The sequence below is a fragment of the Streptomyces sp. 71268 genome (genome assembly GCF_029392895.1).
Classification (GTDB): domain Bacteria; phylum Actinomycetota; class Actinomycetes; order Streptomycetales; family Streptomycetaceae; genus Streptomyces.
This window is the reverse complement of the sequence record NZ_CP114200.1, coordinates 4,827,612-4,851,558: the sequence shown is the minus strand read 5'-3', so window position 1 is coordinate 4,851,558 and position 23,947 is coordinate 4,827,612. Positions and strand designations below refer to the sequence as shown.

Genomic DNA, 23,947 nt, shown 5'->3' with positions numbered 1-23,947 from the left:
TTCAGCCCTGGCGGGCCTCGTCCTCGCCGGCCTCCGCGATGAGCGCCAGCAACGCGTCCACCAGGTCGCGGTCCCGCTGCTGGGTGAGGCGGGTGCGGGCGGCGGGTGGGGGGAGCCAGATGAGGCGGTCCACCTCGCGGTTGGGGACGAACGTGTCGTCCAGCGCGCGGGCGGCCCAGTAGCGGACCTCCTTGGGCCGCCCGTCCACCACGTAGTGCGTGCTGGGCAGCGGCGGGCCCGGCACGCAGTCCATGCCGGTCTCCTCGGCGACCTCGCGCAGGGCGCCGCGCAGCGCGTCCTCGCCGCGCTTGAGCTTGCCCTTCGGGTGTGACCAGTCGTCCCAGCGCGGCCGGTGGATCAGCGCGATCTCCAGGCCGGTGCCGCGCGGCGAGCGGCGCCACAGGACGCAGCCCGCCGCGCGGATCGGGCCGGTGGCGGCCCCTGGTCCGGTCACGGCGTGGTCGCCGCCCGCTGCCAGATGCGGCCGAAGGCGAACCGGGCCGCCTCCACCTCGTGCCGCTGGTCCGCGTGCAGGATGCCGAGCGCGTACGCCGTGGCCGGGGCGATGCGCGGGGTACGGGCGGCGGCCGCTGCCGCCGCCGCGGCCTCGGCCGCGTCGCGGTGCCGCTCCAGGGCCTGGCTGGCCGCGAGGAGGCGGACGGCGAGCGTGGGCTCGGCCTCGGTCGGGCCGGTGCCCAGCGGCTGGTGCTCGTCCAGCACCTCAAGGGCGTACCGGCCGATCCGTACCAGCCGGCGCACCTGGTGCCACGGCGCGTCCTGGGCCTCGCTCGCCGGTGGGGCGTCGGCGCTGGGGGTGGCGGCCAGGCCGTGGGTGAGGGCCTCCGCGTTGTACGGGTGGCCGGCGCGGCCGAGCGGCAGCGCGTCGATGGCGTCGAGGAGGCGGCGGTGGGCCAGCTCCGCGAGTGGCGGGAGCGCGACGTCGGCCGGCTCGTCGGCGGCGGAGGCGACCAGCGGGACCTCGGAGGCCAGGAGGGCGACGGCGTCGGCGACCGCGTGGAAGCGGGACGAGCCGAGGGCCTGGAGCGCCGCGGTGTGGGCGCGGGTCCTGGCCAGGGTGAGTTGGCGCTCCAGGAGTGCGCCGGCGCGGGCGGCGCCGACGGTCAGCGCCCCCGGGCGGGCCTCGTCCGCCTCGCCACGGGAGCCGGCGGGGCCGCCGGCCGGTCCGGCCGGGCCCGGGGTCGTGTTGCCGGCGCTCGCGGCGCGACCGGTCGAGCGGGCGGCTCCGGCGCGTTCGCCGGGCAGCGCCTCGCGCCCGTCCCGGCCGCCCCGGCCTGCCTGTGCGTCGCGGGCCCGCTGCTCGCCGAGGCGGCCGGCGCGCACCGCGCGCCCGCCCACGCCGTCGGCCGGGAGCTTCGCCGACACGGCCGGCGCGCCGGCGGCGCTCGCGCCGTGGACGCGCGCGCCCCGCGCGGTGCGCCCGGCGGCGCCCGGCGCGACGCCGTTGTCCGTGCCCCCGGGGGCACGGCCGGCGCCGGGTCCGGGCGGCGGGTCGGCCGGCCGGTCGGCGCCCTGCTCGGGCAGCGGGGCGCCGGAGAGCCGGTGCAGGGCGCCACGCAGTCGGGCCAGCCGGGCGGCGTACGCGTGCTCGCGCGCCAGCATCCCCGACAGCCAGGCCAGTTCGGCCCGGAGCTGGTCGGCCCAGACCGGGTCGGTCAGCGGCCGGTAGGTGTGCAGCACGCCGCTGATGCGGCGCGCGGACTGCCGTAGCAGCCGGGCCGCCTCCACCGCCTCCTCCGCGTCCGAGCCGCTCTCGCGGTGCAGCCGCAGGCTCCGCAGGAAGTCCCCCGCCTGTGCGTGCAGGTAGCGGGAGAGCACGTCGCCCGCCGTCGTCGCCTGGCCCTGGTCGTCGCTCGTGACCGCTGAGCCCATGGCGTAGTCCGTCATTTCGTGTCCCCTGGTACCGGAGGCGGTACCGGTGACGGGTCCCTGCCTGGCCCCCGTAACCTCAACCGCCAGGTCATGTCGCTGTTGAACCACGCCGGCGCCTCCGGGCGTCGATGAGCATCTCCTGTACGTGCCGCAGCGGCCGGTCGTCCGCGTCCACCGCGTGCCGGGTCCAGTCGCCGCTGGGTCCCAGGCGCCAGGACGCCGTGGAGTCCGAAACGCCGGTCTCCAGCAGCCGGTTGAGCGCGGCCCGGTGGGCGGGGTCGACGACGCTGACCAGCGCCTCGATCCGCCGGTCCAGATTGCGGTGCATCATGTCGGCGCTGCCGAGCCACACTTCGGGCTCGCCGCCGTTCCCGAACACGAACACCCGCGAGTGCTCCAGGAACCTGCCGAGCACGCTGCGTACCCGTATGTTCTCCGAGAGGCCCGCCACGCCCGGGCGCAGCGCGCAGATGCCGCGCACCCACACGTCGACCGGCACGCCGGCCCGCGAGGCCCGGTACAGGGCGTCGATGATGGCCTCGTCCACCATCGAGTTCACCTTGATGCGGACGTACGCGGGCTTGCCGGCCCGGTGGTTGGCCACTTCCTTGGTGATCCGCTTGATCAGCCCGTCCCGCAGCGACTTGGGCGCGACGAGCAGCCGCCGGTAGTTCTCGCGCAGCGAGTAGCCGGAGAGCCGGTTGAAGAGGTCCGAGAGGTCGGCGCCCACCTCGGAGTTGGCCGTCAGCAGGCCGAGGTCCTCGTACAACCGGGCGGTCTTGGGGTGGTAGTTGCCGGTGCCCACGTGCGAGTAGCGCACCAGCGACTCGCCCTCCTGGCGCACCACGAGCGACAGCTTGCAGTGCGTCTTGAGGCCGACGAGGCCGTAGACGACGTGACAGCCGGCCGCCTCCAGCTTGCGGGCCCACTTGATGTTGGCCTGTTCGTCGAAGCGCGCCTTGATCTCCACCAGGACCAGCACCTGCTTGCCGGACTCGGCCGCGTCGATCAGCGCGTCCACGATCGGCGAGTCGCCCGAGGTGCGGTACAGGGTCTGCTTGATGGCCAGTACGTCCGGGTCGGCCGCGGCCTGCTCCAGGAACGCCTGCACGGAGGTGGAGAACGAGTCGTACGGGTGGTGCAGCAGCACGTCGCGCTCGCGCAGCGCCGCGAAGATGTCGGGCGGCGACGCGGACTCGACCTCGGCCAGGTCCCGGTGCGTGCCGGCGACGAACTTCGGGTACTTCAGCTCGGGCCGGTCCAGCGAGCCGATCTTGAAGAGTCCGGTCAGGTCGAGCGGCCCGGGCAGCGGGTAGACCTCGGACTCGGTCACGTCCAGCTCGCGCACCAGCAGGTCGCGCACGTACGGGGCGATGGTCTCCTCGACCTCGAGGCGGACCGGCGGCCCGAAGCGGCGGCGCATGAGTTCCTTCTCCAGGGCCTGGAGCAGGTTCTCCGTGTCGTCCTCCTCGACTTCGAGGTCCTCGTTGCGGGTCACCCGGAACATGTGGTGCGCCAGCACGTCCATGCCCGGGAACAGGTCCCCCAGGTGGGCCGCGATGACGTCTTCGAGCGGCACGTAGCGCTGCGCGGACGCCTCAAGGAAACGGTTGAGCAGCGGCGGCACCTTGACCCGAGCGAAGTGGTCGTGGCCGCTGACCGGGTTGCGGACGACGACGGCCAGGTTGAGCGAGAGCCCCGAGATGTACGGGAACGGGTGCGCCGGGTCCACCGCGAGCGGCGTGAGCACGGGGAAGATGCGCTGCTTGAACAGCGCGGTGAGCCGCTCCTGCTCCTTCTCGGTCAGCTCCGGCCAGCGCACCAGGTGGATGCCCTCGTCGGCGAGGGCCGGGCCGACGTCCGTCTGGTAGCAGGCGGCGTGCCGGGCCATGAGTTCGCGGGTGCGGTGCCAGATCAGGTCGAGCACCTCGCGCGGCTGGAGGCCGGAGGCGGAGCGGGTGGCGACGCCGGTGTGGATGCGGCGCTTGAGGCCCGCGACGCGGACCATGAAGAACTCGTCCAGGTTGCTGGCGAAGATGGCCAGGAAGTTGGCCCGCTCAAGCAGCGGCGTGTTCGGGTCCTCGGCGAGTTCCAGGACCCGCTCGTTGAACGCAAGCCAGCTCCGCTCGCGGTCCAGGAAGCGGCCCTGCGGCAGCTCGTCGCCGTCTTGCGCCTCGTACGCGTCCAGGTCGGCGTCGATGTCCGGCTCCAGGTCCCGCACGGGCGGGGCGCCGACCGCGTGGGGGCGGTGCGCGGCTATGGAGCCGATGGAGGGCTGGGGGGCGGGGCGTCCCTGCTGGTCGGTATCGGGCGTACCGTGTGCGCCGTGAATGGCCAGTGCTCCGTTGCTCGTGGGGACCACGGGTGGGGTGGTGGCGTGCGGGCCGGTACCGGGGCCGCGCCGCGCCGGTTCGCCCGCGCCGTGTGGGGAGGTCTCCTGGGTCGTCCCCTGGCCCTGCGGCCGGGCCGGGGCGGGGGCGCTGGTTTCGTGGGGGTAAGGGGCACGTTCCCCGGAAGACTGCTGCATGTCCTTATTCTCCCGCGCATCGAGCCGTGCGGGCTCGGCGACGGGAGCGGGAGGCGGAACTGCCTGGAGCCTCCGGCTGGAGGCATTGGGCACAGCGGGCTGCATTCAGCGATGCTCGCAAGCGACGTTGAATCGCCGGTAACGGGCACATGGCTGTCAGGCAAGCGGGTCCCCTCGCCAGGGTGGCCATGACACGTCCCTGGACGGCCGCGCCGCCCGGACTCCGCTCACCTCGCGCGCCCCGCGCGCCCGCGCCCTGCCGGCGCCCCGGGTATGTGCCCGGCTGCCACGGTTTCACGCGTGCGATTCACCCAACCGAGCGGCGCACTCCGGCATTTCGGCCACCACGACGGCGGGGGCGGACGCGCGGGCGGCCCCTGGGGACCACCCCGGATGCCGGGCCTGAGCGCGCGTTCGGCGGCGCGTGGGGGGCCGCGGCCCGGTGCTGGAGGGGCGGACGGGGCGCGCGGGAGCGCACGGGGGTGTGCGGCGGGGCGCGGGCGCGCGGGTCCTCGCGGCCTGGCACGGAGCGTGGTCGCGTGCGAGCGGTGGGTGGCGGTAGGGCCCGGCCGGGGGCGGGCCGACGCGGCGCGTCCCGGGCTGGCCGGGGGCGGGCCCCGGCCCGGCCCCGCCGGGGAGGGGGGCCGGGACCTCCCGGCAGCCCGTGCGGCACACGGCCCGGCGGCCTGTGGCCCGGCAGCCCGGTGGCCAGCTCACCTCTCCGCCGGTCGGCCGGACCCGTCGTCGGCCGGCCCCGCTGTCGGTCGGCCCCGTCGTCGGTCAGCCGGCCCGGTCCCCGCCCGCGCGTCCCGCGCGCCCCGCCGCCCCCTCGGTCAGCTCTCCGCGCGGTACATCAGGTCCGTCTCGTACGTCGTGAAGCCGAGCCGCTCGTAGACGGTGACCGCCGGCACGTTGTCCGCGTCGACATACAGCATCCCGGTCGGCAGCCCGCGCGCGGCCAGGTGGCGCAGGCCGATCGCGGTGAGCGCCTTGCCCAGGCCGCTGCCCTGCTCGTCGGGGTGGACGCCGACGACGTACACCTCGCCGAGGTTCTCCTCCGCGTGCACCTTGGTCCAGTGGAAGCCGACGAGTCGGCCCGCGCGCTCGGCCAGGAAGAAGCCGGCCGGGTCGAACCACGCCTCGGCCTTGCGGTCGTCCAGGTCGCGCTGGGTCAGGGAGCCCTGCTCGGGGTGGTGGGCGAAGGCCGCCGCGTTCACCGCGAGCCAGGCCGCGTCGTCCTCGCCGGGGACGAAGGCGCGCACGGTCACGCCGGCCGGCAGGCTCGGCTCGGGGATCTCGGTCAGCGCCGGCTCCCCCAGCGGGCGTCGGAGCTGGCGCAACTCGCGGAAGAGGGCGAGGCCGAGCACCTGCGCGAGGTGCCGGGCGGCGGGGTGGCCGCCGTGCGCCCAGACCCGCAGCCGCTTGCCGGACTCGGCGAGCAGGGCGTTGCCCAGGGCCCGGCCGTGCCCGTGGCCGCGCCGGCCGGGTCGCACCACGAGCTCGGCGGCGGGCGGCTCCACCGGGTCGGTGTCCTCCAGTTGCGCGTAGCCGACCAGTGTGTCGCCGTCGACGCGCAGCACCAGGTGGCGCACGCCCTCCCGGCTGCCGCCGCGCAGCCGCAGCCGGCCCTGTTCGGAGACGGCGGGCTGGCCGTCGTTCCTGGCCGCCTCGGCGATGAGTTCCAGCACCTCGCCGGCCACCTCGGGCGGCAGCTCGTCCACGATCTCGATCCGCCGCGCCCGGCCCGGCTCATCCACCACGTCAGTCATGCGCCCGAGCCTACGACCCCGCGCCCCGCCGCCCCAGGGAGCCGTCGCCCGGGTCACCCCGGTCCCACCGGTCACTGCCGTCCAGCGGGCCGGCGCCGCGCGCCAAGGCGCAACCAACTCGTCACCTCAACCCCCCTGACCCGCTACGCGCGTCAACCCTATGCTGCGGCCCGTCCCCGCGCGGCGTCCGGTACGCCACCGGCCGGCCGGTCCCGCCGCGTCGCACCCGCAGCTTCGAAGGGAAGCCCATGCCAGCCACACCCGAACGGCGTCGCGCGGCGCGCAGACTGGCCGCGACCGCGGCCGTCCTGGCCGCGGCGGCGGGCGTGCTCGCGACCGCCCTGCCCGCGGGCGCCGACACCGAGACCGCCGCGCACGGCGCACACCACAGCGGACACGGTGGCCACGGCCGGACCGTGGACGTCCAACTGCTCTCCTTCAACGACCTGCACGGCACCCTGGAGCCCCCGCAGGGTTCGGCCGGCACCGTCACCCAGACCCAGCCGGACGGCACCACCAAGGCGATCCCGGCCGGCGGCGTCGAGTACCTGGCCACCTCGCTGCGCGAGGCGCGCGAGGGCCACCGCTACTCGGTGACCGCGGCCGCCGGCGACATGATCGGCGCGAGCCCGCTGCTGTCCGGCCTCTTCCACGACGAGCCGTCCGTCGAGGCCATGAACAAGCTGGGCCTGGACGTCTCGGCGGTCGGCAACCACGAGTTCGACGAGGGCTCGGCGGAGCTGAAGCGGATACAGAACGGCGGCTGCCACCCCAAGGACGGCTGCTACGAGGCGGGCAAGCGGTTCCCCGGCGCCGACTTCCCCTACCTCGCGGCCAACGTGACCAGCGAGAAGACGGGCAAGCCGATCCTGCGGCCGTACACCGTGTGGAAGCACAACGGCGTGCGGATCGGTTTCATCGGCGTGACCCTCGAAGGCACGCCGGACGTCGTGACGGCCGAGGGCGTCAAGGGGCTGAAGTTCCACGACGAGGTCGAGACGATCAACAAGTACACCAGGGAGCTGGAGCGCCAGGGCGTGAAGTCCGTCGTCGCGCTCGTCCACGAGGGCGGCATGCCGGCCTCCGGCTCGTACGACTACGACTGCGACAGCCCCGGTCCCGGCGACGGCATCTCGGGCCCGATCGTGGACATCGCCAAGAACGTGAGCCCGCAGGTGGACGCGCTGGTCACCGGCCACACCCACCAGGCGTACGCGTGCTCCGTCCCGGACCCGAACGGCGTGCCGCGCACGGTGACGTCGGCCGCGTCCTTCGGCCGGCTGTACACCGACACGACGCTCACGTACGACCGCCACACCCGCGACATCGTGCGCACCAGTGTGCGGTCCGCCAACCACGTGGTGGACCGGGAGCAGCCCAGGGCGGCGGACATGACGGCGCTCATCAAGCGCTGGAACGCGCTGGCGGCCCCGGTGGCGAACCGGCCGGTCGGCTACATCTCGGCCGACATCCCGGGCCGTGGCCTGAACGCGTACGAGAGGCCGCTCGGCGACCTGATCAGCGACGCGCAGCTCGCCGGGCTCGCGCCGGCCGACAAGGGCGGGGCGCAGATCGCGTTCATGAACCCCGGCGGCATCCGCGCCGACCTGGCGCACAAGGCGTCGGGCGACGAGGGCGACGGCGTGGTGACGTACGGCGAGGCGTTCACCGTGCAGCCGTTCACCAACATGACCAACGTGCTCGACCTGACCGGCGAGCAGCTCCTGACCGTGCTGCGGCAGCAGGTCAGCGGCGTCAACGAGAAGCAGCCGCGCGTCCTGCAGGTCTCCAAGGGCCTCACCTACACGCTCGACCTGCGCAAGGCGGGCGCGGAGCGGATCGTCACCGACTCGGTGCGGCTGAACGGCGAGCCGATCGACCCGAAGAAGACCTACCGGGTCGCGGTCAACGAGTTCCTGGCCGGCGGCGGCGACGGCTTCCCAGTCCTCAAGGAGGGCAAGAACAAGCTGGTCGGCCCGTCCGACCTGGACGTCTTCACGGCGTACCTGGAGGCCAACTCCACGCCGGACAAGCCCCTCGCGCCGCCGAAGGCGGACCGCGTCACGATCGTGAAGTGACGCGCCGCGCCCACGGAACACCATCCGGGGGCGAACGATCGGGGCCCGCGACCGGGGTGAGCGGTCGCGGGCCTCGGCCGTGGGGGCCGCACCGGTGGGAGCGGGGCCCGCACGGGCTACATCGCGGGCTTGGTGCGCTGGAAGCGGTCCGTGCTGCCGTCGCTCCAGTGGCAGGCCGGGTTCTCGCCGCCGCCGGTGACCTCGGCCTTGCCGGTGGTGGAGTCGCCGCCGCAGTTCATCCGCATCGAGTTGTCGGCCTTGATCGTGCCCGAGCAGGACTTCCCGCCGGGGGGCGACATGTGCACCGAGGTGCCGCTGATGTTGACGGTGATGAGCTTGCCCACCGCCTTGCTGGCCGTGTGGTACCAGACGCCCTGGACGCCGGAGGGCTGGCCGCCACCGCCCGTGGACGACGAGCCCCCGCCGCAGCCGGTCAGCGTGAGGGCCAGTATCGCGACCGCCGACGCGGCGATCGACGTCATTTTTCGCACGGAATTCCCGTTCCCGTCCGCTGTTCCGTGGACAAGTTGGAATGCACCGCGGGTCAGTAAACGCGCGCCCCCGTGGCACGGTATTCCGCGACGCGGCGGCACGGAACAGCGCGCCGCGGAACACCTGCCTTTACCGCGTATCCACTACGCCGCCCACAGCTCGGCGCCGCGCGCCGCGACGGCGGCCTCGACGCGGGCGATCACCGCGTCGGCGGGCTGCGCGGCGAAGCGCCGCCCGTCCCGCAGCCGCACCGCGAGGTGCCCCGCCTCGGCCTCGCTGGCCCCGATGACGACCTGGTACGGAACCAGCCGGGCTTGTCGGACGCGGGCCCCGAGGGTACCCCGGTCCGGCTCGGCGACCTCGGCCCGCAGGCCCCGCTCCAGGCACTGCCGCGCGACCTCGCGCGCCCGGTCCACCTCCGCGTCGGAGACCGGCAGGAGCACGAGTTGGACGGGGGCGAGCCAGGCCGGGAACGCGCCGCCGTGCACCTCGATGAGGTGGGCCACGGCGCGTTCCACGCTGCCGATGACGCTCCGGTGCACCATCACCGGCCGGTGCTTCGCGCCGTCCGCGCCGACGTAGCGCAGGTCGAACCGTTCGGGCTGGTGGAAGTCGACCTGCACGGTGGACAGGGTGGACTCGCGGCCGGCGGCGTCGGCGATCTGCACGTCGATCTTCGGCCCGTAGAACGCGGCCTCGCCGGGCTCCGCCTCGTACGCGATGCCGAGCCGTTCCAGCGCCTCGACCAGCAGCCCGGTGGCGCGCCGCCAGGGCTCGGGGGCGGCGGCGTACTTCTGGCCGGCGCCCGGGAGCGAGAGCCGGTAGCGGGCCGGGGTGATGCCGAGTGCCGCGTGGGCCCGGCCGATCAGGTCGAGCGCGCCGCACACCTCGTCGACGACCTGCTCCGGTGCGCAGAACACGTGCGCGTCGTTGAGCTGGATCGCCCGCACCCGGGTCAGCCCGCCGAGCACCCCGGACAGCTCCGAGCGGTACATGCCACCCAACTCGGCCATGCGCAGAGGCAGTTCGCGGTAGCTGCGGGAGCGGGAACGGTAGATCAGCGCGTGGTGCGGGCACAGGCTCGGACGCAGCACGGCCTGCTCGCCGCCGACGTCGATGGGCGGGTACATGTCGTCGCTGTAGTGCGCCCAGTGTCCCGAGATCTCGTACAGCTCCCGCTTGCCGAGCACGGGCGAGTACACGTGCTGGTAGCCGGCCCGGCGCTCGATGTCGCGCACGTACTCCTCCAGCGCGTGCCGCACGGCCGCGCCAGCCGGCAGCCAGTACGGCAGGCCCGCGCCGATCAGCGGGTCGGTGTCGAACAGGTCCAGCGCGCGGCCGAGCGAACGGTGGTCGTGCATGGCGTCGCGCATGGGCTCGCGCACGGTGTCGTGCATGGCGGTCTCCTCGCGTACGAGGGGCGAGCGAGTGGGCCACCGTGTGGGCCCGTGCCCCACGACGACAACCCCGGGGCGCTCGCCCCGGGGCTGTGGTTTCGCGGACAACGGTCAGCGCGCCGGGACACTCTCCGGCGTCGTCGTGTTCGCGGCGCGCTTCATGCGGGGCACCGTAGCGCGGGCCGGCGGGGACCGACCAGCGCTTTTCCGCTACGGGGCGGGCCCAGGGCCGGCGTACGGGTCGGGGCGGTCCGGCGTACGGGCGCGGCCCCGGTCCGGCGTACGGGCCCGGGTGGGCCGCGCGCCGCGCGGGCGAAATCGCGTTGCCGGACGGGGCGACGGGTGCTGAGGTGTGCCGAATGGAACACAGCGAAACACCCCCGACTCCTGACGACACCCCCACCAGCGACGCGACCGCCCAGCGGGACGCGGCCCGGGTGGCGGCCCTACGGGCGGAGTTCGACCGGCAGTTGCGGCAGGGCGTGCCGCCCGACGGCGCCGACTCCCGCGTCGAGCGGATGGCCGACATCGTCCGGCAGACCAGCACCGACGACGGCTGGAACGGCGTCCTCTGGTCACGGCTGACCCCGGAGACGGCCGACGCGGCCATCGCCGCGCAGCTCGACCACTTCGGCGCGCTCGGGGTGGAGTTCGAGTGGAAGCTGTACGACTACGACGAGCCGGCCGACCTCGGGAAGCGGCTGTCGGCGGCGGGCTTCGTGCCTGAGCCGGCCGAGGCGCTGATGGTCACGGAGGTCGAGCGGGTGACCGGTGACGTCCCGCTGCCGGATGGCGTCACGCTGCGCCCGGTCCGGGACGCGGCCGACGTGCGGCTGATGGCGGACGTCCACGCGCGGGCGTTCGGGACGGACGCGACGCGGCTGCACAACCGTCTGGTCGAGCAGCTCGCCGACGGTACGGACACGATGGTCGCCGTGCTCGCCATGGCCGGCGACGAGCCGGTGTGCGCGGCCCGCATGGAGTGTTACCCGGGCACCGACTTCGTCGGCCTGTGGGGCGGCGGCACGGTGGCGGCCTGGCGGGGCCGGGGCATCTACCGCTCCCTGGTCGCCTACCGCGCCCGCCTGGCGGCCGAGCGCGGCTACCGCTACCTCCAGGTCGACGCCTCCGACGACAGCCGCCCCATCCTGCACCGCCTGGGCTTCGCCCAGTTGGCCACGACGACGCCGTACGTGCACGGCGGCTGACCCCCACCCCCGCGCCCCATATCCGTGCGCGTGCCCGCGCCCGTGTCCGTACGCGTTCCCGCACGCGTGGCAGCGGGCAGGGCGCTGCGCCCCCGGCGGGAGGCGGTGCCGGGGGCGCAGCAGCGGGGCGACCGCCCGGGCGCGGCGGCGCGCGGGTCGGAGGCGGGCACGGGGCGCGGCGCCCGCACCCCGCGCCGGGCGGAGCCCCGTGGCCGTACGACCACGGGGCCGCGGGGTCACGGCCCCCGGACCGCGACCCCGTGGACCACAGCCCGGACCACGGGCCACGGCCCCCGGGCTACGCCGACTCGGCGGTCAGGGCGAAGACGTCGTGGTCGCAGCGGGCGAGCCGGTCCACCGTGGACCAGCCCTCGGTGAGCGAGTCGCGGATCGCCCCCCAGCCCACCGGGCGGGCCTGGTCGAGCCATGCCTCGGCGGCCGTGAAGTACGTCCGCACCCGTTCCAGTTGGCAGCCGACGAGGTCGCGCAGCGGCTGTGAGGTCTGGCGGGCCGCGACGGTCGACTCCAACTCGGCGCGCTCAAGGCCGCAGCGGCGCAGGTCGTCGAGGGGTACGTAGAGCTTGCCAAGACGCAGGTCCTCCTCGATGTCGAGCAGGAAGTCCAGCGTCTGGAGCCCGAACCCCCAGGATATGACCGCGTTCTCGGCCCCCTGTGACAGCTCCTGGCCGCGCTGCCCGAGCAGGATGGCCAGCCAGCGCGCGGGTTCGCCGCTGACGCCGAGCATGTACTGCTCCAGCGCGTGCGTCGTGTCGTACGCCTCGACGGTGATGTCCGTGCGCAGCGCCTGGCCGGCCTGGCGGACGTCCGCCTCGCGCAGCCGCCAGGTGTGGACGAAGTCGCAGAACGCCAGCGACACCAGGCGTACCCGGTCACCGGGGGCGCGCCGGCCCGGCGTGCCGGGCAGCGGGCCGAGCACGGTGGCGGGGCCGGCCTGCCGCGTGGCGTGCAGCATGCGGAAGAAGTCCTGGGTGAACGCGTCGTAGCGGCGCAACCGCTCCGCCAGCGGCACGTTGAGCGCGTCGACCAGGTCGTCCGCGTGACCGCAGAAGGCGATCATCGCGTCCCAGTACGGCCGCCGGTCGGGCGGCAGTTGGTCGCGCATCCAGGTGTGGGACGCGTGGTTCTCCTCCTGGAGGACCGTCTCACACAGCGCGTACGCCTCCCGGAGGAGCGGGTCGCGGATCTCGGCCGCGTCGAGTTCCTGGCGGGTCATGACACGGGCCGGGTGACGACGAACGCCTGCTGATCGCTGCGGCGCAGGGGGGTCTGGCCGGCGTAGATCCGGTCGATGAACTCCACCCGGTGCTGGTAGATCGCGGTCGAGCTGGTCACGCCCATGACCTGTGGCGTGTTGATCAGGAAGGGCGTCTCGGCGATCAGGTAGCGCGCGGCCTCCGCGGCCTGTTCCTCGGTCGGCTCGGCCCCGGCCAGGTGGTTGCGCAACACCCTGCGCACCACCCGGTGGTAGCTCTCGCGCGTCTCGGGGTCGTCGGCCAACGCCTTCTCGCTCACCCGGAGCAACTCCTGGTAGTTGGGCCGCTCCTCGATCTCGGAGAGCCGGTAGGCGCCGAACTCCACGTCGGGCACATCCGCCGCCTGCCAGGCCCGGTTGACCCGGTTGAAGATGCGGGACGACTCGTTGTGCGACTTGCGGTGCGAGCGGCCGGGCGTGTAGCCGAGCGCGAGCCAGGTGTGGCGCTGTGCCGAGTCGGGGATCATGACGTCCACCCGCCGGAAGAGGCTGCCGGCCCAGCGGAACAGTTCGGTGAGCCGCTCCTCGCTGAAGTAGCTGTTGCCGGGCGAGACTCCCACGAGGGCGTGCTCACCCCGGGCGCAGACCTCCCGGCAGTTCTCCGTGAGGGGCTCGGTGGTGAACGTTGGAATGACCGTCGAAGGGTTGGAGTTCGTCACAGCGAAGCATTCCTTTCGATGTCCCGGAGTTCGGGCCGATCACCGGCGAGCCGGCCGCTCTCACGTTCCCTGCGCAGTACGGCGGAGAGGGCGGCGATGTACGCGACGTCCAGCAGGACGCAGGCCACCGTGCAGTACGGGAGCCAGGGACCTGGGTAGACCGAGGTGTCGAAGAACCAGGCGAGGCAGGTGGACGCGGTGCCCACGAACTTGGCCACGGCGATGCCCATCGACTGGCCACGGCTCGACTGCCGGGCGGCCAGCATCGCCAGGAACAGCCCGGACATGGCCACGTTCATGCCGAAGCTGGTGAGGACCACGTCCCCGTCGTCGAATTCCCGGGAGAGCACCTCGATCCCCGCGTAGGCCAGGCCGAGCACGACGACGAAGCCGGCGTAGAAGACGCGGCGCGGCAGGTAGGGGAATTCGTTCGGACCGAAGCGGAATACGGTGTACAACAGGCCGCAGTCGACGATGAGCCAGATGATTCCGATGAATACCTCGGCGCCCTCGACCTCGGAATTGCTGCCCGACATGTGTTCGGCGGATCTGAAGAAGACGAACTGGAATTCCCAGCAGATGTTCATGGCCAGTGCCACGAGCGGAACGCAGTACGTCTTGTCACGCAGCCCGGTCCGTACCGCCAGCACGTACGCGATGGTCCAGCCAAGGCCGCATACGGCGGCGAGCGCCATACGGATGCCGTCTACCATGTCCCCCCTTGGAGCTGTGCTGGTCGCTCGTCACTGATCGCGGCGACCCATTCGATTGCACAGCGGAATACCGCAACGTCACAACGGCGTGAGGGAGCACTGTGGGCGGAGTGCTCTACCGGTCAAGCGCCCGCGAGAACCCCTATAAATATGCTTTTCACAGGAGCCGAAGTTGCCCATCTCGGGCGCGGCTCCGCCCGGGTGCTCACCCCGTGGGCGCACCGCCGGCCCCCACGGGGCGCGACGGCAGGCGGCCCCGCGGCCACGCCGGCCCGGTACGGGGACAATAGGGGCCGCCCCCTCACGCGGGGGTGACAAGGCACCGCCCCTACCTCGTAGGAAGTACAGACGTTGGCACAGCGACAGCACGCCCCGGCCCCCAACGACGCCGGGCGACCGACCGCGACCAGCCACCCCGACGCGGCGCCCGGCGGGCCGGACTACGGTCCGAGCGCCACGCCGACCAGCACGGCGAGCCGTACGGCGAACGGCACCGCGAGCGGTACGGCGAACGGTACGGCGAACAGCGCGGAGACCGGCACCGTCGGTGGCGACGGCGCGCTGCGGGCGGACTGTTCGCGGTGTTTCGGGCTGTGCTGCGTCGCGCTGCCGTTCGCCGCGTCGGCCGACTTCCCGGTGGACAAGCCGGCGGGGCGGCCCTGTGCGAACCTGCGCGCCGACTTCCGCTGCGGCATCCACGCGGACCTGCGCGGGCAGGGCTTCTCCGGGTGCACGGTCTTCGACTGCTTCGGCGCCGGGCAGCAGGTCTCCCAGGTCACCTTCGGCGGCCGAGACTGGCGGCGGGCCCCGGAGACCGCGCGGCTGATGTTCGACGTGTTCGCGGTGGCACGCCAGGTGCACGAGGTGCTCTGGTACCTCACCCAGGCGCTGGAGATGGCGCCCGCCCGGCCGCTCCACGGCGAGCTGCGCCGGGCCGCCGACGAGACGCGCCAGCTCACCTGCGCCGACGCCGACACCCTCGCCGCCGTGGACGTGGGCGCGCTGCGTCACTCCGTGAACCCGCTGCTGCTGCGGGCCAGCCAGCTCGTCCGCGACCAGACCGTTCCCGGCCGCAAAAAGAACCGCCGGGGCGCCGACCTCGTCGGGGCGCGGCTGGCCGGAACCTCGCTGCGGGGCGCCAACCTGCGCGGGGCGCTGCTCATCGCCGCCGACCTCACCGGCGCCGACCTGCGCGGCGCCGACCTGATCGGGGCCGACCTGCGCGACACGGCGCTGCACGGCGCCGACCTCACCGGCGCCCTCTTCCTTACCCAGGCCCAGCTCAACGCCGCCCGCGGCGACGCCCGTACGACCCTGCCGGCAGGGCTCACCCGCCCCGGCCACTGGTAGCTCCCCGGCGGCGGCCCCGCCCCGCCCCGCCGCGGCGGGCTGTCGCGCGGTGGGGCGGGGGTTCGCCGGTTCCGACCGGAAGACGTCCCGCGCGGCGCCGTACCCACGGTAGGACTTGCGTTCGAGGCGGGCCGTCGTGGTGGGATACGTCGATGCGACCCCCCACACGCATACCCTCACCGTCAGCTCATCCGGAGTTCACCGACGCGTCAGCGCCGCCGGGCGCCCACGCCGGGGAGCCCGCCGCCGCCCCCCACGCCGCGCACGCCCCGGCGCGGGCCCGACCGGAGGAGCCGGCGCCCCGCCCGTACAACCCGTACGCCGCACTCGCCGCGCTCGCCGACCCACCCCCGGACCCGACCCCGAACCACGACCGGGGCCAGCGCCCCCGCCACGACGAGCCCCACCCACCGGCCACACCCGGCCGCGGCCCCCGCAACACCGACACCCACGCCCACACCGACACCCACGCGCACCACACCAGCCACGAATCCCGGCACGACTACGCGGCGGACCGCGCCGGCGACGCGTACGGGCCGCGCGGCCACGTCGAGCACGGCGAGGGCCTCCGGCACCGCGAGGCCCGGGAGCAGGCGCCCGGCCCCGAGCCCGCGAACGGGTCCGAGCCCGGCCCGTTCGCGTGGGGCGAGGCGGGGCCGGTCGGCCTCGGCGGGCGGCTCGGGCTGCGATCCGACGACGAGGACGACGACGAGCCCTGGTCGCCGCCCAACCACCGCCGCGCCAAGCGCGGACGCTCCAGGCGCGGACGCGGCCGCTTCGCGGCGGTGCCGCTGACCGCGAAGCTGCTCATCGGCGTCGTGGTCTGCGCGCTCGTCCTCACCCTGGCCGACCGCTGCGCGGTCCTGTACGCCGAGCGCGAGGCGGCGCAGCGGCTGCGCGCGGACCTCGACCTGGCCGCCGCGCCCGAGGTGGAGATCCACGGGTTCCCCTTCCTCACCCAGGTCGCCCAGCAGCGCGTCGACCGGGTCGACGTCACCGTGCCCGACGTGGCCGCCGACCGGGTCTCGCTGGCCCGGGTGCGCGCGACGGCCGAGGGCATCGAGCTGCGCGGCGACTCACCGGCCGCCATCGACGGCGCCCTCATCGGCGCCCTGCGCGGCGACGTGCTGCTCTCCTTCGACGACCTCGGCCGCGAACTCGGCGCATCCCAGGTGCGCTACCGCAAACTGGACGACAACGCGGTACGCGCGGACGGCACGGTGCCGGTCGCGGGCCAGATGCTGCGCGTACGGGCTGACGCGCGCCTCCAGCGGGACGGCGGTCGCGGCATCTCGACGCAGATCAGCAACATGCTGCTCGACGTTCCCGAGGTGGCCAGCTACCGGCCGGGCCCGGACGCCGGGCTGCGGCTGCACCGGCCGGCCGCCGAACGGATCGTCCGCGACGCCGCGAAGGCGCGCGCCCTGCTGTCCGTACCCGCCATCGCCGACCGGATCGGCGTGCCGCAGCGCCGCGTCGACCAGGCGCTGCGCAGCGACGCGCGGTTGACCGAACTCGTCGGTGCCCCGCGCTTCGCCCAGCTCCTGATGGGCGTCAACCTGGTGGACGTCGTACGGGACCACCCGTGGCTCCTGGAGAAGCTGGGCCTGGACCCGAAGCTGCTGACGGCGCTCACCGCGCTACGGCTGCCCGAGTTGTCCGAGCGCCTCGCGCTCTCCTTCCAACTGCCGGAGCAGGCGCGCGGCGTGTGGCTGCGCGACGTCGTCGTCCGCGCGGACGGCATCCACGCCGAACTGGCGGGGACCAGCCTGCCGTTCGGCGCGGCGCGCGAGCGCTAGTCACACCAGCCGGCCCAGCCGGTGGGGCCGCGCCGCGAGCGCGCCCCACCGGCCCACCCCACCCCGATCAGCCCCATCCCGCCCCGGCGCCGAAATGCCGTGGACGGCCGGTGCCAGCCCCGGGGACGATGGCGGCCGCCAACCCGGGGAGTACACCGTGCCGACGGACGACGTGGACGTGTTCGTACGGACCGAGCGGCTGACGCTGCGTCGGTTCACCGCCGCCGACGTGGAGCACCTGGTGGCGCTGGACAGCGACCCACGGGTGATGCGGTTCCTCACCGGCGAGCCGACGCCGCGCGCCGTGATCGAGAACGAGGTGCTGCCGAAGATCCTGCGCGACTACCGCCTCGGCCCGGCCGGCCGCTGGGCCGCCGTCGAGCGGGCCACCGGGTCCTTCCTCGGGTGGCTGAGCCTCCAGCCCCCGCCCGACGGCAGCGTCACGGACGTGGAGCTCGGCTACCGGCTCATGGCGTCGGCCTGGGGTCGCGGGCTGGCCACCGAGGGGGCCCGGGCGTTGATCGACAAGGGGTTCACCGAACTCGGCGTGCGGCGCGTGTGGGCCCAGACGATGGCGGTCAACACCGCGTCGCGGCGCGTCATGGAGAAGGCCGGCCTGCGCTACGTCCGCACCTTCCACGTGCACTTCGACGACCCGCTGCCGGGCACCGAGCACGGCGAGGTCGAGTACGAGCTGCGCCTAGCCGACTGGGCGGCGCGGCGTGCCGCCCAGGCCGACCCGGCGGCCGACGGGTCGCGCTGAGCGCGGGCCGGGGCGGGGCGGGGTGGGGCGGGGAGCCCGCCGCCCCCTGACAGTCGGAGCCCGGCCGCCCTGTCAGCGACCGGCCCCGTCCTTACCGGTCAACCCACGCCAGTCCCGGCCGACCCAGCCGGCCCGGTGGACCCACCCGCCCCGGGCGGGGGCGCCTCGGGCGGCGGGTGGGCCGCGCCGGGCAGCCGGACGACGGCCACCGTGCCGCCGCCGTCGGCCGGCCGCAGGGCCACCTCGCCGCCCGCGCGCTGCACCGTACGGGCCACGATCGACAGGCCGAGGCCCGAGCCCGGCATGCTGCGGGCCGACGGGGAGCGCCAGAACCGGTCGAAGACGTGCGGCAGTTCGTCGGCAGGGATGCCCGGGCCGTGGTCCCGCACGGTCAGCACGCCGTCGTCCAGCGCCACGTCGACGGTGCCGCCGGGCGGGCTGAACTTGACCGCGTTGTCCAGCAGGTTGATCACGGCCCGTTCCAGCGTGGCGGGCTCGGCCGGCACGTACCACGGCGCGAGCCGCGCCGTGATCCGCAGGTCCTTGCCGCGCAGCCGCGCCCGCTCCACGGCCGCGCCCGCCGCCTCGTGCAGGGCGGCGACCGGGGGCGGGCCGCTGCCGGGCGGGGCGTCGGCGCGGTTGAGCTCCTGGAGGTCGCCGATGAGCGAGGCCAACTCGGTCATCTGCGCCTTCACGCTGGCCAGCAGCTCCCTGCGGTCCTCGGGCGGCAGCGCGCGGCCCGTCTCCTCACTGCGGGCGAGCAGTTCGACGTTCATCCGCAAGGAGGTGAGCGGGGTGCGCAGCTCGTGCCCGGCGTCCGCGATGAGCTGCTGCTGCCGGTCGCGAGACGAGGCGAGGGCGGCGGTCATCGAGTTGAACGAACGCGAGAGCCGGGCGATCTCGTCCCGGCCATCGACCGGGATGGTGGTGGCCAGATCCTCGGTGCGGGCGATGTGCTCGACGGCCCCGGTCAGCCGGTCCACCGGGCGCAGCCCGGCCCGGGCGACGGCAAGGCCCGCGGTCGCCGCGCCGAGCACGCCGATCCCGGCGACCACCGCGAGGACCAGGGCCAGCGTGCTCAGCGCGCTGTTGGTCTCGGCCAGCGGCCGGGACATGGACACGGCGAACACGGTGTCGCCGACGACGTAGTTCTTGGTGAGCACCCGCACCGGCGCGCCCCGGTCGGTCCTGCCGTCCCGCAGCACCTCGTCGTTCACCCCGCGGGCGACGTGGATGTCCTCGTTGTCGACCTTCACCGGCTTGGAGCCCGGGCCCACGCACCGACCGCCGTTCGGCCCCACGGTCTGCACGTACACCAGGCTCGGCCCGGCGTCCCGGCTCGGCTCGGGCTCGCCCTGCGAACAGCGCTCCAGGGTGGCCTGGAGGTAGCTGGGCTTGACCTCGAGACCGCTCAGCGAGTTGTCGATCTCGTCGCGGAGCTGCTCGCGCGTGATCACCCAGCAGGCGACGGCGGACAGCGCGACCGCGAAGGCCACCGCCAGCGCGGTGAGCAGCGCGAGCCGCGAGCGCAACGGCAGCCGGGTGCGCCACGACCGCCGCCCCCCGGCGCGCGGCGCCGCCGTGCTGCCGGCCGGCGGGGCCGGCATCGGTGTCGGTGTCGGGGCGTACGGAGCGGTGGGGCCGGCGGGCTGGTGCGGGGGGCGCGCCGGGGGGCGGCGGCGGGCCGCTCACGCGCCGGTCCCGCGCTCGGGGCCGTGCACCTGACCATGGCCCTGGCCCCGCCCCTGCCCGTACCCGTGGTCGTCGGCGCGCAGCACGTAGCCGACGCCGCGCACGGTGTGCACCAGCCGCTGCTCGCCGCCCGCCTCGGTCTTGCGCCGCAGGTACATCACGTACACGTCGAGCGAGTTGGACGACGGCTCGAAGTCGAAGCCCCAGACCGCCTTGAGGATCTGTTCCCGGGTGAGCACCTGGCGCGGGTGGGCCAGGAAGAGTTCGAGGAGGGTGAACTCGGTACGGGTCAGCTCCACCCGCCGCCCACCCCGGCTGACCTCCCGCGTCGCCAGGTCCATCCGCAGGTCGGCGAATTCCAGGAGCTGGCCCGCGTCCGGCTCGACCGCCCCGCCCGTGGCGGCGGTCGCGTACGAGCTGCGCCGCAGCAGGGCCCGGATGCGGGCCAGCAGCTCGTCCAGCTCGAACGGCTTGACCAGGTAGTCGTCGGCCCCCGCGTCGAGCCCCGTGACCCGGTCCCCCACGGTGTCGCGGGCCGTCAGCATGAGGATCGGCACGGTCACCCGGGCGGCGCGCAGCCGCCTGGCCGCCGTCAGCCCGTCCATCCGGGGCATCAGCACGTCGAGCACGATCAGCTCCGGCGCGCGGCCCTCGGCCTTCTCCAACGCGTCGAGCCCGTCCACGGCCTCGACGACCTCGTACCCCTCGAACACCAGGCTGCGCCGCAGCGCCTCGCGTACGGCGGGCTCGTCGTCGACGACGAGGATGCGGGCGGGGCCGGGACGCTCACCGTGCTCGGCGGGACTCATCGACGCTCTTCCTTCACGGGTACGGGCGCGGAACGCGCGGCCCGCCCACGGGCGGGGGCGGGCGGGTGGCTTACGGGTGGCTCGTGGTGACCTACGGGCGCAGCGGGACGGATGCCCCACGGGGAGCGTACGCAGGCGCGCGCGACGCGCGCCGACAGTCGGGCCGGGGCCCCTGCCGGGCGGACGGTCCGGGTGGGCCGCCCAGCCCGTGGTCGCGGGGCCCCGCACAGGCGAGCGCACGGCCCGCCGCGCCGGGCGGGCCACCCCCCAAGGGGCCCACCCGGCGTGGAAGGCCGTGCGCACGGCCGGTCCACTCCGGCAGCCGCCGCCAGCGGGCCGGAGCCGGCGTGTCACACGTTGGTGCCGCCGCCGCGCAACGCGTTCAGGTCCTGCTTGACCGTCTCGCTCGGGATGGCGAAGCCGAGCCCGACGCTGCCGCCCGAGCCGCCCGCCGACGCGGGCGAGGAGATGGCCGAGTTGATGCCGATGACCTCGCCCCTCATGTTGATGAGGGCGCCGCCGGAGTTGCCGTGGTTGAGCGAGGCGTCGGTCTGGATGGCCCGGTAGCTGGTCTTGGACTGGCCCACGTCGCCGTTGTACTCCCGGCCCTCGAACTCGAACGGCCAGCCCCCGCCGCTCCCCGGCCCCGGCTGCCGCCCCTCGTCGCTGGCCACCGTCACCTCGCGGTCGAGCGCGGAGACGATGCCGCTGGTGACCGTGCCCGTCAGCCCCTCGGGCGAACCGATGGCCACCACCTCGTCACCGACCTTGACCGCCTTCGAGTCACCGAGCTTGGCGGCGCGCAGCCCGCTGGCGTCCGCGACCTTGATGAGCGCGAGGTCCTTGGACGCGTCGGCCCCGACCAGCGACGCCTCCTTCCGCGTGCCGTCGCTCAGGGTCACGGTGATGTCCTCGGAACCCGCGACGACGTGGTTGTTGGTGACGATCTCGCCGTCCCCGGAGATGATCACCCCGGAGCCGAGCGACTGCCCCTGGTTCGTACCCGCCGTGATCTCCACGATGCTGGGCGCGAGCGCCTTCGCCACCTCGGTGACGCTCCCGACGGCCCCGTCCTTGGCCCCCGCGCTCACCACCGGCGCCGCCGACGTACTGCTCGACCCCCCGTCGTGCCGGCTGCCGACGAACGCGCCGGTCGCCCCCGCCACCACGGCCGACACCAGCGCGACCGCCGCGAGCAACACCCCGGTCCGCCGCCCGCGCGGCCTCCCCGGCCCGGCCCCGTGCGCCCCGCCGTGCGGCGTGTCCGCGCCGAACGTCGCGTACGGACCGGGCGCGGCGGCCCCGTTCCCGGCGCCACCCGCGTGCCCGCCGCCCGGCCACACCCGCACGCCGGACGCGGTGGTCACCGCACCGGCCGGCTCGTACGCCGGCGCGGCCGGCGGCACGGGCGCCGTGGGCGCCACCGCCGGCCCGGGAGCGTGCGCGGGCGGCGGGGGTGGCGTCGCGCCGGCCGCACCGGCTGACGCGTACGGGTGCCCCGAACTCTCCGCCGACGCGGCGGAGGAAGCGGAGCCTGCTACGGGGGCGGGGCCTGCGATGTCGCCGTCGCGGCGGAAGTTCTCGGTCATGGCTACGACTGTGCTGGGCGTTTATGAGAACTCTCTGAGACCGACCTGAGAAGGCCGACAGAAGCGCGTAGGGCGGGCGTAAGGGGGCGCGTGCGCCGGGCGTGAGGGCGCCTCCTGCCAGACTGATCGCATGTCGGACAACTACTTCTCGCTCACCCGCGTGCGGCTCCGGCACTACCGGAGCATCGCGGCGGCGGACGTCGAGCTGGGCCCACTGCTGCTGCTCGTCGGCCCGAACGGGGCGGGCAAGAGCAACTTCCTCGACGCGTTGCGGCTCCTCTCCGAGTCCTTGCAGACCTCGCTCGACCAGGCCCTCCGCAGCCGCGGCGGGGTGACGGAGGTATGTCGCCGGACCGCCGGACACCCGGCGCGCTTCGCCATCGACCTGGAGTTCCGGGCGCCGGACTTCCACGGTGAGTACGGCTTCGAGGTGGCCGCTGTGGAAGGTGGCGGCTTCCAGGTCGCCCGCGAGCGGTGCCACGTCTGGCACGGCGTACGGCCCGAGCCGGAGAAGGGTCGGCCGTCCGCCAGCTTCCGCGTCGTGGACGGCCAGATGACGCAGACGACCGAGGCCGTCATGCCCCCGGTCGGCGAGCAGCGTCTCACCCTCGTGACGGCCGCCGGCCTCGAACCGTTCCGGCCCGTGTACGACGGCCTGGCGGGCATCAGCGTGTTCAGCCTCAACCCGGACGTGATGCGCCAGCCGCAGACGCCGGATTCCGGAGAGTTCCTGCACCGCGACGGCTCGAACATCGCCAGCGTCCTGCACCGCCTCCAGCGCAGCCCCCGAGGCCGCGCCAATCAGGCCCGCATCGAGGAGTACCTGCAGCAGATCATCCCCGGCATGCACGGGGTGACCCGCGCCGAACTGGGCAACTGGGAGACGTTGGAATTCCTCCAGGACGCCCCGGGTTCCGAGAGCCCCTGGCGCTTCCAGGCGCGGTCCGTCTCCGACGGCACCCTACGAGCGCTCGGCGTCCTCGTCTCCCTCTTCGCCGGCACCGGCAGCACGCTCAGCACCATCGGCATCGAGGAACCGGAAAGCGCCCTGCACCCGGCCGCCGCCGGCGTACTCCTCGACGCGCTGCGCGACGCGAGCGAGCGCCGGCAGGTCATCGTCACCAGCCACAGCCCCGACCTGCTCGACCGCCACGACTTCGAACTCTCCGAACTACGGGCCGTCCGCGCCATCGACGGCGAGACCCGGATCGGCCCCCTGGACGAGGCGGGGGCCCTCGCCCTCCGCGAACACCTCTACACTCCGGGCGAACTGTTGCGGAACGACCAGCTCTTGCCTGCTACCGACACGGACTCATCGTCGGAGGTACACCGGTGACCTTCGCTCCTGTCGTGGCCCCCATCGTGGAAGGCCACGGCGAGGTCAACGCGGTGCGCGAACTCATTCGCCGCATCGCCACCGAACTCTGCGGCACCTGGGCGGAGGTGGCCCAGCCGTTCCGGCTGGACTCCGGCAAGATGCGCAAGCCGGACGAGCTGGCCAAGGCCCTGCGTCTGCAAGCGGCACGCGTGAAGGGGGGCGGCGGCGTGCTCGTCCTGCGGGACGGCGATGACGACGACGTCGACTGCCCGGTCGCCCTCGCTCGCCAACTAGCGCCGGACCCCGCACTACTGCCGGTTCCCGTGGAAATCGTGATCGCCCGGCACGAGTACGAGGCGTGGTTCCTCGCCGCCGCCGACTCGCTCCGAGTCCATCCGGCCGTCCGTGACGACGCGACCGCACCCACGGACGCCGAGGCCCGGCGCAGCGCGAAGACCCAACTGCAGTCGATGATGTCCGAGTCCTACCGGGAGACCCTTCACCAACCGAAGTTCTCCGCACTGATGGACCTGCACGCGGCGCGCGCAAACAGCAGATCGTTCCGGCGCATGACGCATGCGGTGGAGAAGCTGCTCGCCCACGCGCCTGGGTAGTACGGAC

Annotated in this window: 19 protein-coding genes; 7 read left to right on the top strand and 12 right to left on the bottom strand. The window is 74.3% G+C overall.

The window, feature by feature from the left end; genetic code table 11:
- Position 1: 1 nt before the first annotated feature.
- From OYE22_RS19060 to mshD, 4 genes are all read right to left on the bottom strand, one after another.
- The gene (locus OYE22_RS19060) at positions 2-454 is read right to left on the bottom strand and encodes an NUDIX hydrolase (RefSeq protein WP_277321529.1); all 453 of its coding nucleotides are present in this window, start codon (positions 452-454) and stop codon (positions 2-4) included.
- The gene (locus OYE22_RS19055) at positions 451-1,905 is read right to left on the bottom strand and encodes a CHAD domain-containing protein (RefSeq protein ID WP_277321528.1); all 1,455 of its coding nucleotides are present in this window, start codon (positions 1,903-1,905) and stop codon (positions 451-453) included. The genes OYE22_RS19060 and OYE22_RS19055 overlap by 4 nt, the downstream gene beginning before the upstream one ends.
- 73 nt (positions 1,906-1,978) lie before the next feature.
- Positions 1,979-4,417: an RNA degradosome polyphosphate kinase gene (locus OYE22_RS19050; RefSeq protein WP_277321527.1), complete on the bottom strand. Its 2,439-nt coding sequence runs from the start codon at positions 4,415-4,417 to the stop codon at positions 1,979-1,981.
- An 833-nt stretch (positions 4,418-5,250) separates the two neighbouring features.
- Positions 5,251-6,186 carry a mycothiol synthase gene (mshD, locus tag OYE22_RS19045; RefSeq protein ID WP_277321526.1) on the bottom strand — a complete coding sequence of 312 codons (936 nt, stop codon included), beginning with the start codon at positions 6,184-6,186 and terminating at the stop codon, positions 5,251-5,253.
- Between the two features lie 248 nt (positions 6,187-6,434).
- On the opposite strand from mshD, the gene OYE22_RS19040 reads away from it, so the two are divergent.
- Positions 6,435-8,264 carry a bifunctional metallophosphatase/5'-nucleotidase gene (locus OYE22_RS19040; RefSeq protein ID WP_277321525.1) on the top strand — a complete coding sequence of 610 codons (1,830 nt, stop codon included), beginning with the start codon at positions 6,435-6,437 and terminating at the stop codon, positions 8,262-8,264.
- Positions 8,265-8,380: 116 nt separating this feature from the next.
- On the opposite strand, the gene OYE22_RS19035 is transcribed toward OYE22_RS19040, so the two are convergent.
- Together OYE22_RS19035 and thrS are read right to left on the bottom strand one after the other, a co-directional pair.
- Complete coding sequence (locus OYE22_RS19035; protein WP_277321524.1) at positions 8,381-8,746, bottom strand: hypothetical protein; 366 nt, start codon at positions 8,744-8,746, stop codon at positions 8,381-8,383.
- Between the two features lie 153 nt (positions 8,747-8,899).
- Complete coding sequence (gene thrS / locus OYE22_RS19030; protein WP_348652225.1) at positions 8,900-10,153, bottom strand: threonine--tRNA ligase; 1,254 nt, start codon at positions 10,151-10,153, stop codon at positions 8,900-8,902.
- Positions 10,154-10,512: 359 nt separating this feature from the next.
- Between thrS and OYE22_RS19025 the strand changes: the two genes are divergently transcribed.
- The gene (locus OYE22_RS19025) at positions 10,513-11,361 is read left to right on the top strand and encodes a GNAT family N-acetyltransferase (RefSeq protein WP_277321523.1); all 849 of its coding nucleotides are present in this window, start codon (positions 10,513-10,515) and stop codon (positions 11,359-11,361) included.
- A gap of 298 nt (positions 11,362-11,659) precedes the next feature.
- On the opposite strand, the gene OYE22_RS19020 is transcribed toward OYE22_RS19025, so the two are convergent.
- From OYE22_RS19020 to OYE22_RS19010, 3 genes are read right to left on the bottom strand one after another with little or no spacing between them, the layout of a single operon-like run.
- On the bottom strand, positions 11,660-12,595 hold the full coding sequence (locus tag OYE22_RS19020) for a squalene/phytoene synthase family protein (protein ID WP_277321522.1): 936 nt from the start codon (positions 12,593-12,595) through the stop codon (positions 11,660-11,662).
- Entirely contained in the window at positions 12,592-13,293 is a 702-nt protein-coding gene (locus OYE22_RS19015) for a tRNA-dependent cyclodipeptide synthase (RefSeq protein WP_277321521.1), read from the bottom strand. Before OYE22_RS19015 ends, OYE22_RS19020 begins: the two co-directional genes overlap by 4 nt.
- Complete coding sequence (locus tag OYE22_RS19010) at positions 13,290-14,006, bottom strand: hypothetical protein (RefSeq protein ID WP_277321520.1); 717 nt, start codon at positions 14,004-14,006, stop codon at positions 13,290-13,292. Before OYE22_RS19010 ends, OYE22_RS19015 begins: the two co-directional genes overlap by 4 nt.
- Positions 14,007-14,567: 561 nt before the next feature.
- On the opposite strand from OYE22_RS19010, the gene OYE22_RS19005 reads away from it, so the two are divergent.
- The 3 genes from OYE22_RS19005 to OYE22_RS18995 all read left to right on the top strand — a co-directional run bounded on the left by OYE22_RS19005 (position 14,568) and on the right by OYE22_RS18995 (position 17,918).
- The gene (locus OYE22_RS19005) at positions 14,568-15,356 is read left to right on the top strand and encodes a pentapeptide repeat-containing protein (RefSeq protein ID WP_277324204.1); all 789 of its coding nucleotides are present in this window, start codon (positions 14,568-14,570) and stop codon (positions 15,354-15,356) included.
- A gap of 152 nt (positions 15,357-15,508) precedes the next feature.
- Entirely contained in the window at positions 15,509-17,155 is a 1,647-nt protein-coding gene (locus OYE22_RS19000; protein ID WP_277321519.1) for a DUF2993 domain-containing protein, read from the top strand.
- Positions 17,156-17,327: 172 nt separating this feature from the next.
- Positions 17,328-17,918, top strand: coding sequence for a GNAT family N-acetyltransferase (locus OYE22_RS18995; protein ID WP_348652274.1), 591 nt, complete (start codon positions 17,328-17,330; stop codon positions 17,916-17,918).
- Positions 17,919-18,016: 98 nt separating this feature from the next.
- Here OYE22_RS18995 and OYE22_RS18990 read toward each other — a convergent pair whose 3' ends face one another.
- From OYE22_RS18990 to OYE22_RS18980, 3 genes are all read right to left on the bottom strand, one after another.
- Entirely contained in the window at positions 18,017-19,525 is a 1,509-nt protein-coding gene (locus OYE22_RS18990) for a HAMP domain-containing sensor histidine kinase (protein WP_277321517.1), read from the bottom strand.
- Between the two features lie 81 nt (positions 19,526-19,606).
- The gene (locus OYE22_RS18985; protein WP_277321516.1) at positions 19,607-20,419 is read right to left on the bottom strand and encodes a response regulator transcription factor; all 813 of its coding nucleotides are present in this window, start codon (positions 20,417-20,419) and stop codon (positions 19,607-19,609) included.
- A 350-nt stretch (positions 20,420-20,769) separates the two neighbouring features.
- Positions 20,770-22,008: a trypsin-like peptidase domain-containing protein gene (locus tag OYE22_RS18980; protein ID WP_277321515.1), complete on the bottom strand. Its 1,239-nt coding sequence runs from the start codon at positions 22,006-22,008 to the stop codon at positions 20,770-20,772.
- Positions 22,009-22,138: 130 nt separating this feature from the next.
- Between OYE22_RS18980 and OYE22_RS18975 the strand changes: the two genes are divergently transcribed.
- Both OYE22_RS18975 and OYE22_RS18970 read left to right on the top strand, forming a co-directional pair.
- Complete coding sequence (locus OYE22_RS18975) at positions 22,139-23,344, top strand: AAA family ATPase (RefSeq protein ID WP_277321514.1); 1,206 nt, start codon at positions 22,139-22,141, stop codon at positions 23,342-23,344.
- Positions 23,341-23,940 carry a DUF4276 family protein gene (locus OYE22_RS18970; protein ID WP_277321513.1) on the top strand — a complete coding sequence of 200 codons (600 nt, stop codon included), beginning with the start codon at positions 23,341-23,343 and terminating at the stop codon, positions 23,938-23,940. Before OYE22_RS18975 ends, OYE22_RS18970 begins: the two co-directional genes overlap by 4 nt.
- Positions 23,941-23,947: the final 7 nt, after the last annotated feature.

What these genes read in the sequence shown, in the direction of transcription:
- OYE22_RS18985 (WP_277321516.1), bottom strand. Translation starts at nt 20,419, where the DNA reads ATGAGTCCCGCCGAGCACGGTGAGCGTCCCGGCCCCGCCCGCATCCTC.
- OYE22_RS19050 (WP_277321527.1), bottom strand. Translation starts at nt 4,417, where the DNA reads ATGCAGCAGTCTTCCGGGGAACGTGCCCCTTACCCCCACGAAACCAGC.
- OYE22_RS19010 (WP_277321520.1), bottom strand. Translation starts at nt 14,006, where the DNA reads ATGGTAGACGGCATCCGTATGGCGCTCGCCGCCGTATGCGGCCTTGGC.
- OYE22_RS19055 (WP_277321528.1), bottom strand. Translation starts at nt 1,905, where the DNA reads ATGACGGACTACGCCATGGGCTCAGCGGTCACGAGCGACGACCAGGGC.
- OYE22_RS18990 (WP_277321517.1), bottom strand. Translation starts at nt 19,525, where the DNA reads ATGCCGGCCCCGCCGGCCGGCAGCACGGCGGCGCCGCGCGCCGGGGGG.
- OYE22_RS18975 (WP_277321514.1), top strand. Translation starts at nt 22,139, where the DNA reads ATGTCGGACAACTACTTCTCGCTCACCCGCGTGCGGCTCCGGCACTAC.
- OYE22_RS19020 (WP_277321522.1), bottom strand. Translation starts at nt 12,595, where the DNA reads ATGACCCGCCAGGAACTCGACGCGGCCGAGATCCGCGACCCGCTCCTC.
- OYE22_RS19035 (WP_277321524.1), bottom strand. Translation starts at nt 8,746, where the DNA reads ATGACGTCGATCGCCGCGTCGGCGGTCGCGATACTGGCCCTCACGCTG.
- mshD (WP_277321526.1), bottom strand. Translation starts at nt 6,186, where the DNA reads ATGACTGACGTGGTGGATGAGCCGGGCCGGGCGCGGCGGATCGAGATC.
- OYE22_RS19040 (WP_277321525.1), top strand. Translation starts at nt 6,435, where the DNA reads ATGCCAGCCACACCCGAACGGCGTCGCGCGGCGCGCAGACTGGCCGCG.
- OYE22_RS18980 (WP_277321515.1), bottom strand. Translation starts at nt 22,008, where the DNA reads ATGACCGAGAACTTCCGCCGCGACGGCGACATCGCAGGCCCCGCCCCC.
- thrS (WP_348652225.1), bottom strand. Translation starts at nt 10,153, where the DNA reads ATGCACGACACCGTGCGCGAGCCCATGCGCGACGCCATGCACGACCAC.
- OYE22_RS19000 (WP_277321519.1), top strand. Translation starts at nt 15,509, where the DNA reads ATGCGACCCCCCACACGCATACCCTCACCGTCAGCTCATCCGGAGTTC.
- OYE22_RS19025 (WP_277321523.1), top strand. Translation starts at nt 10,513, where the DNA reads ATGGAACACAGCGAAACACCCCCGACTCCTGACGACACCCCCACCAGC.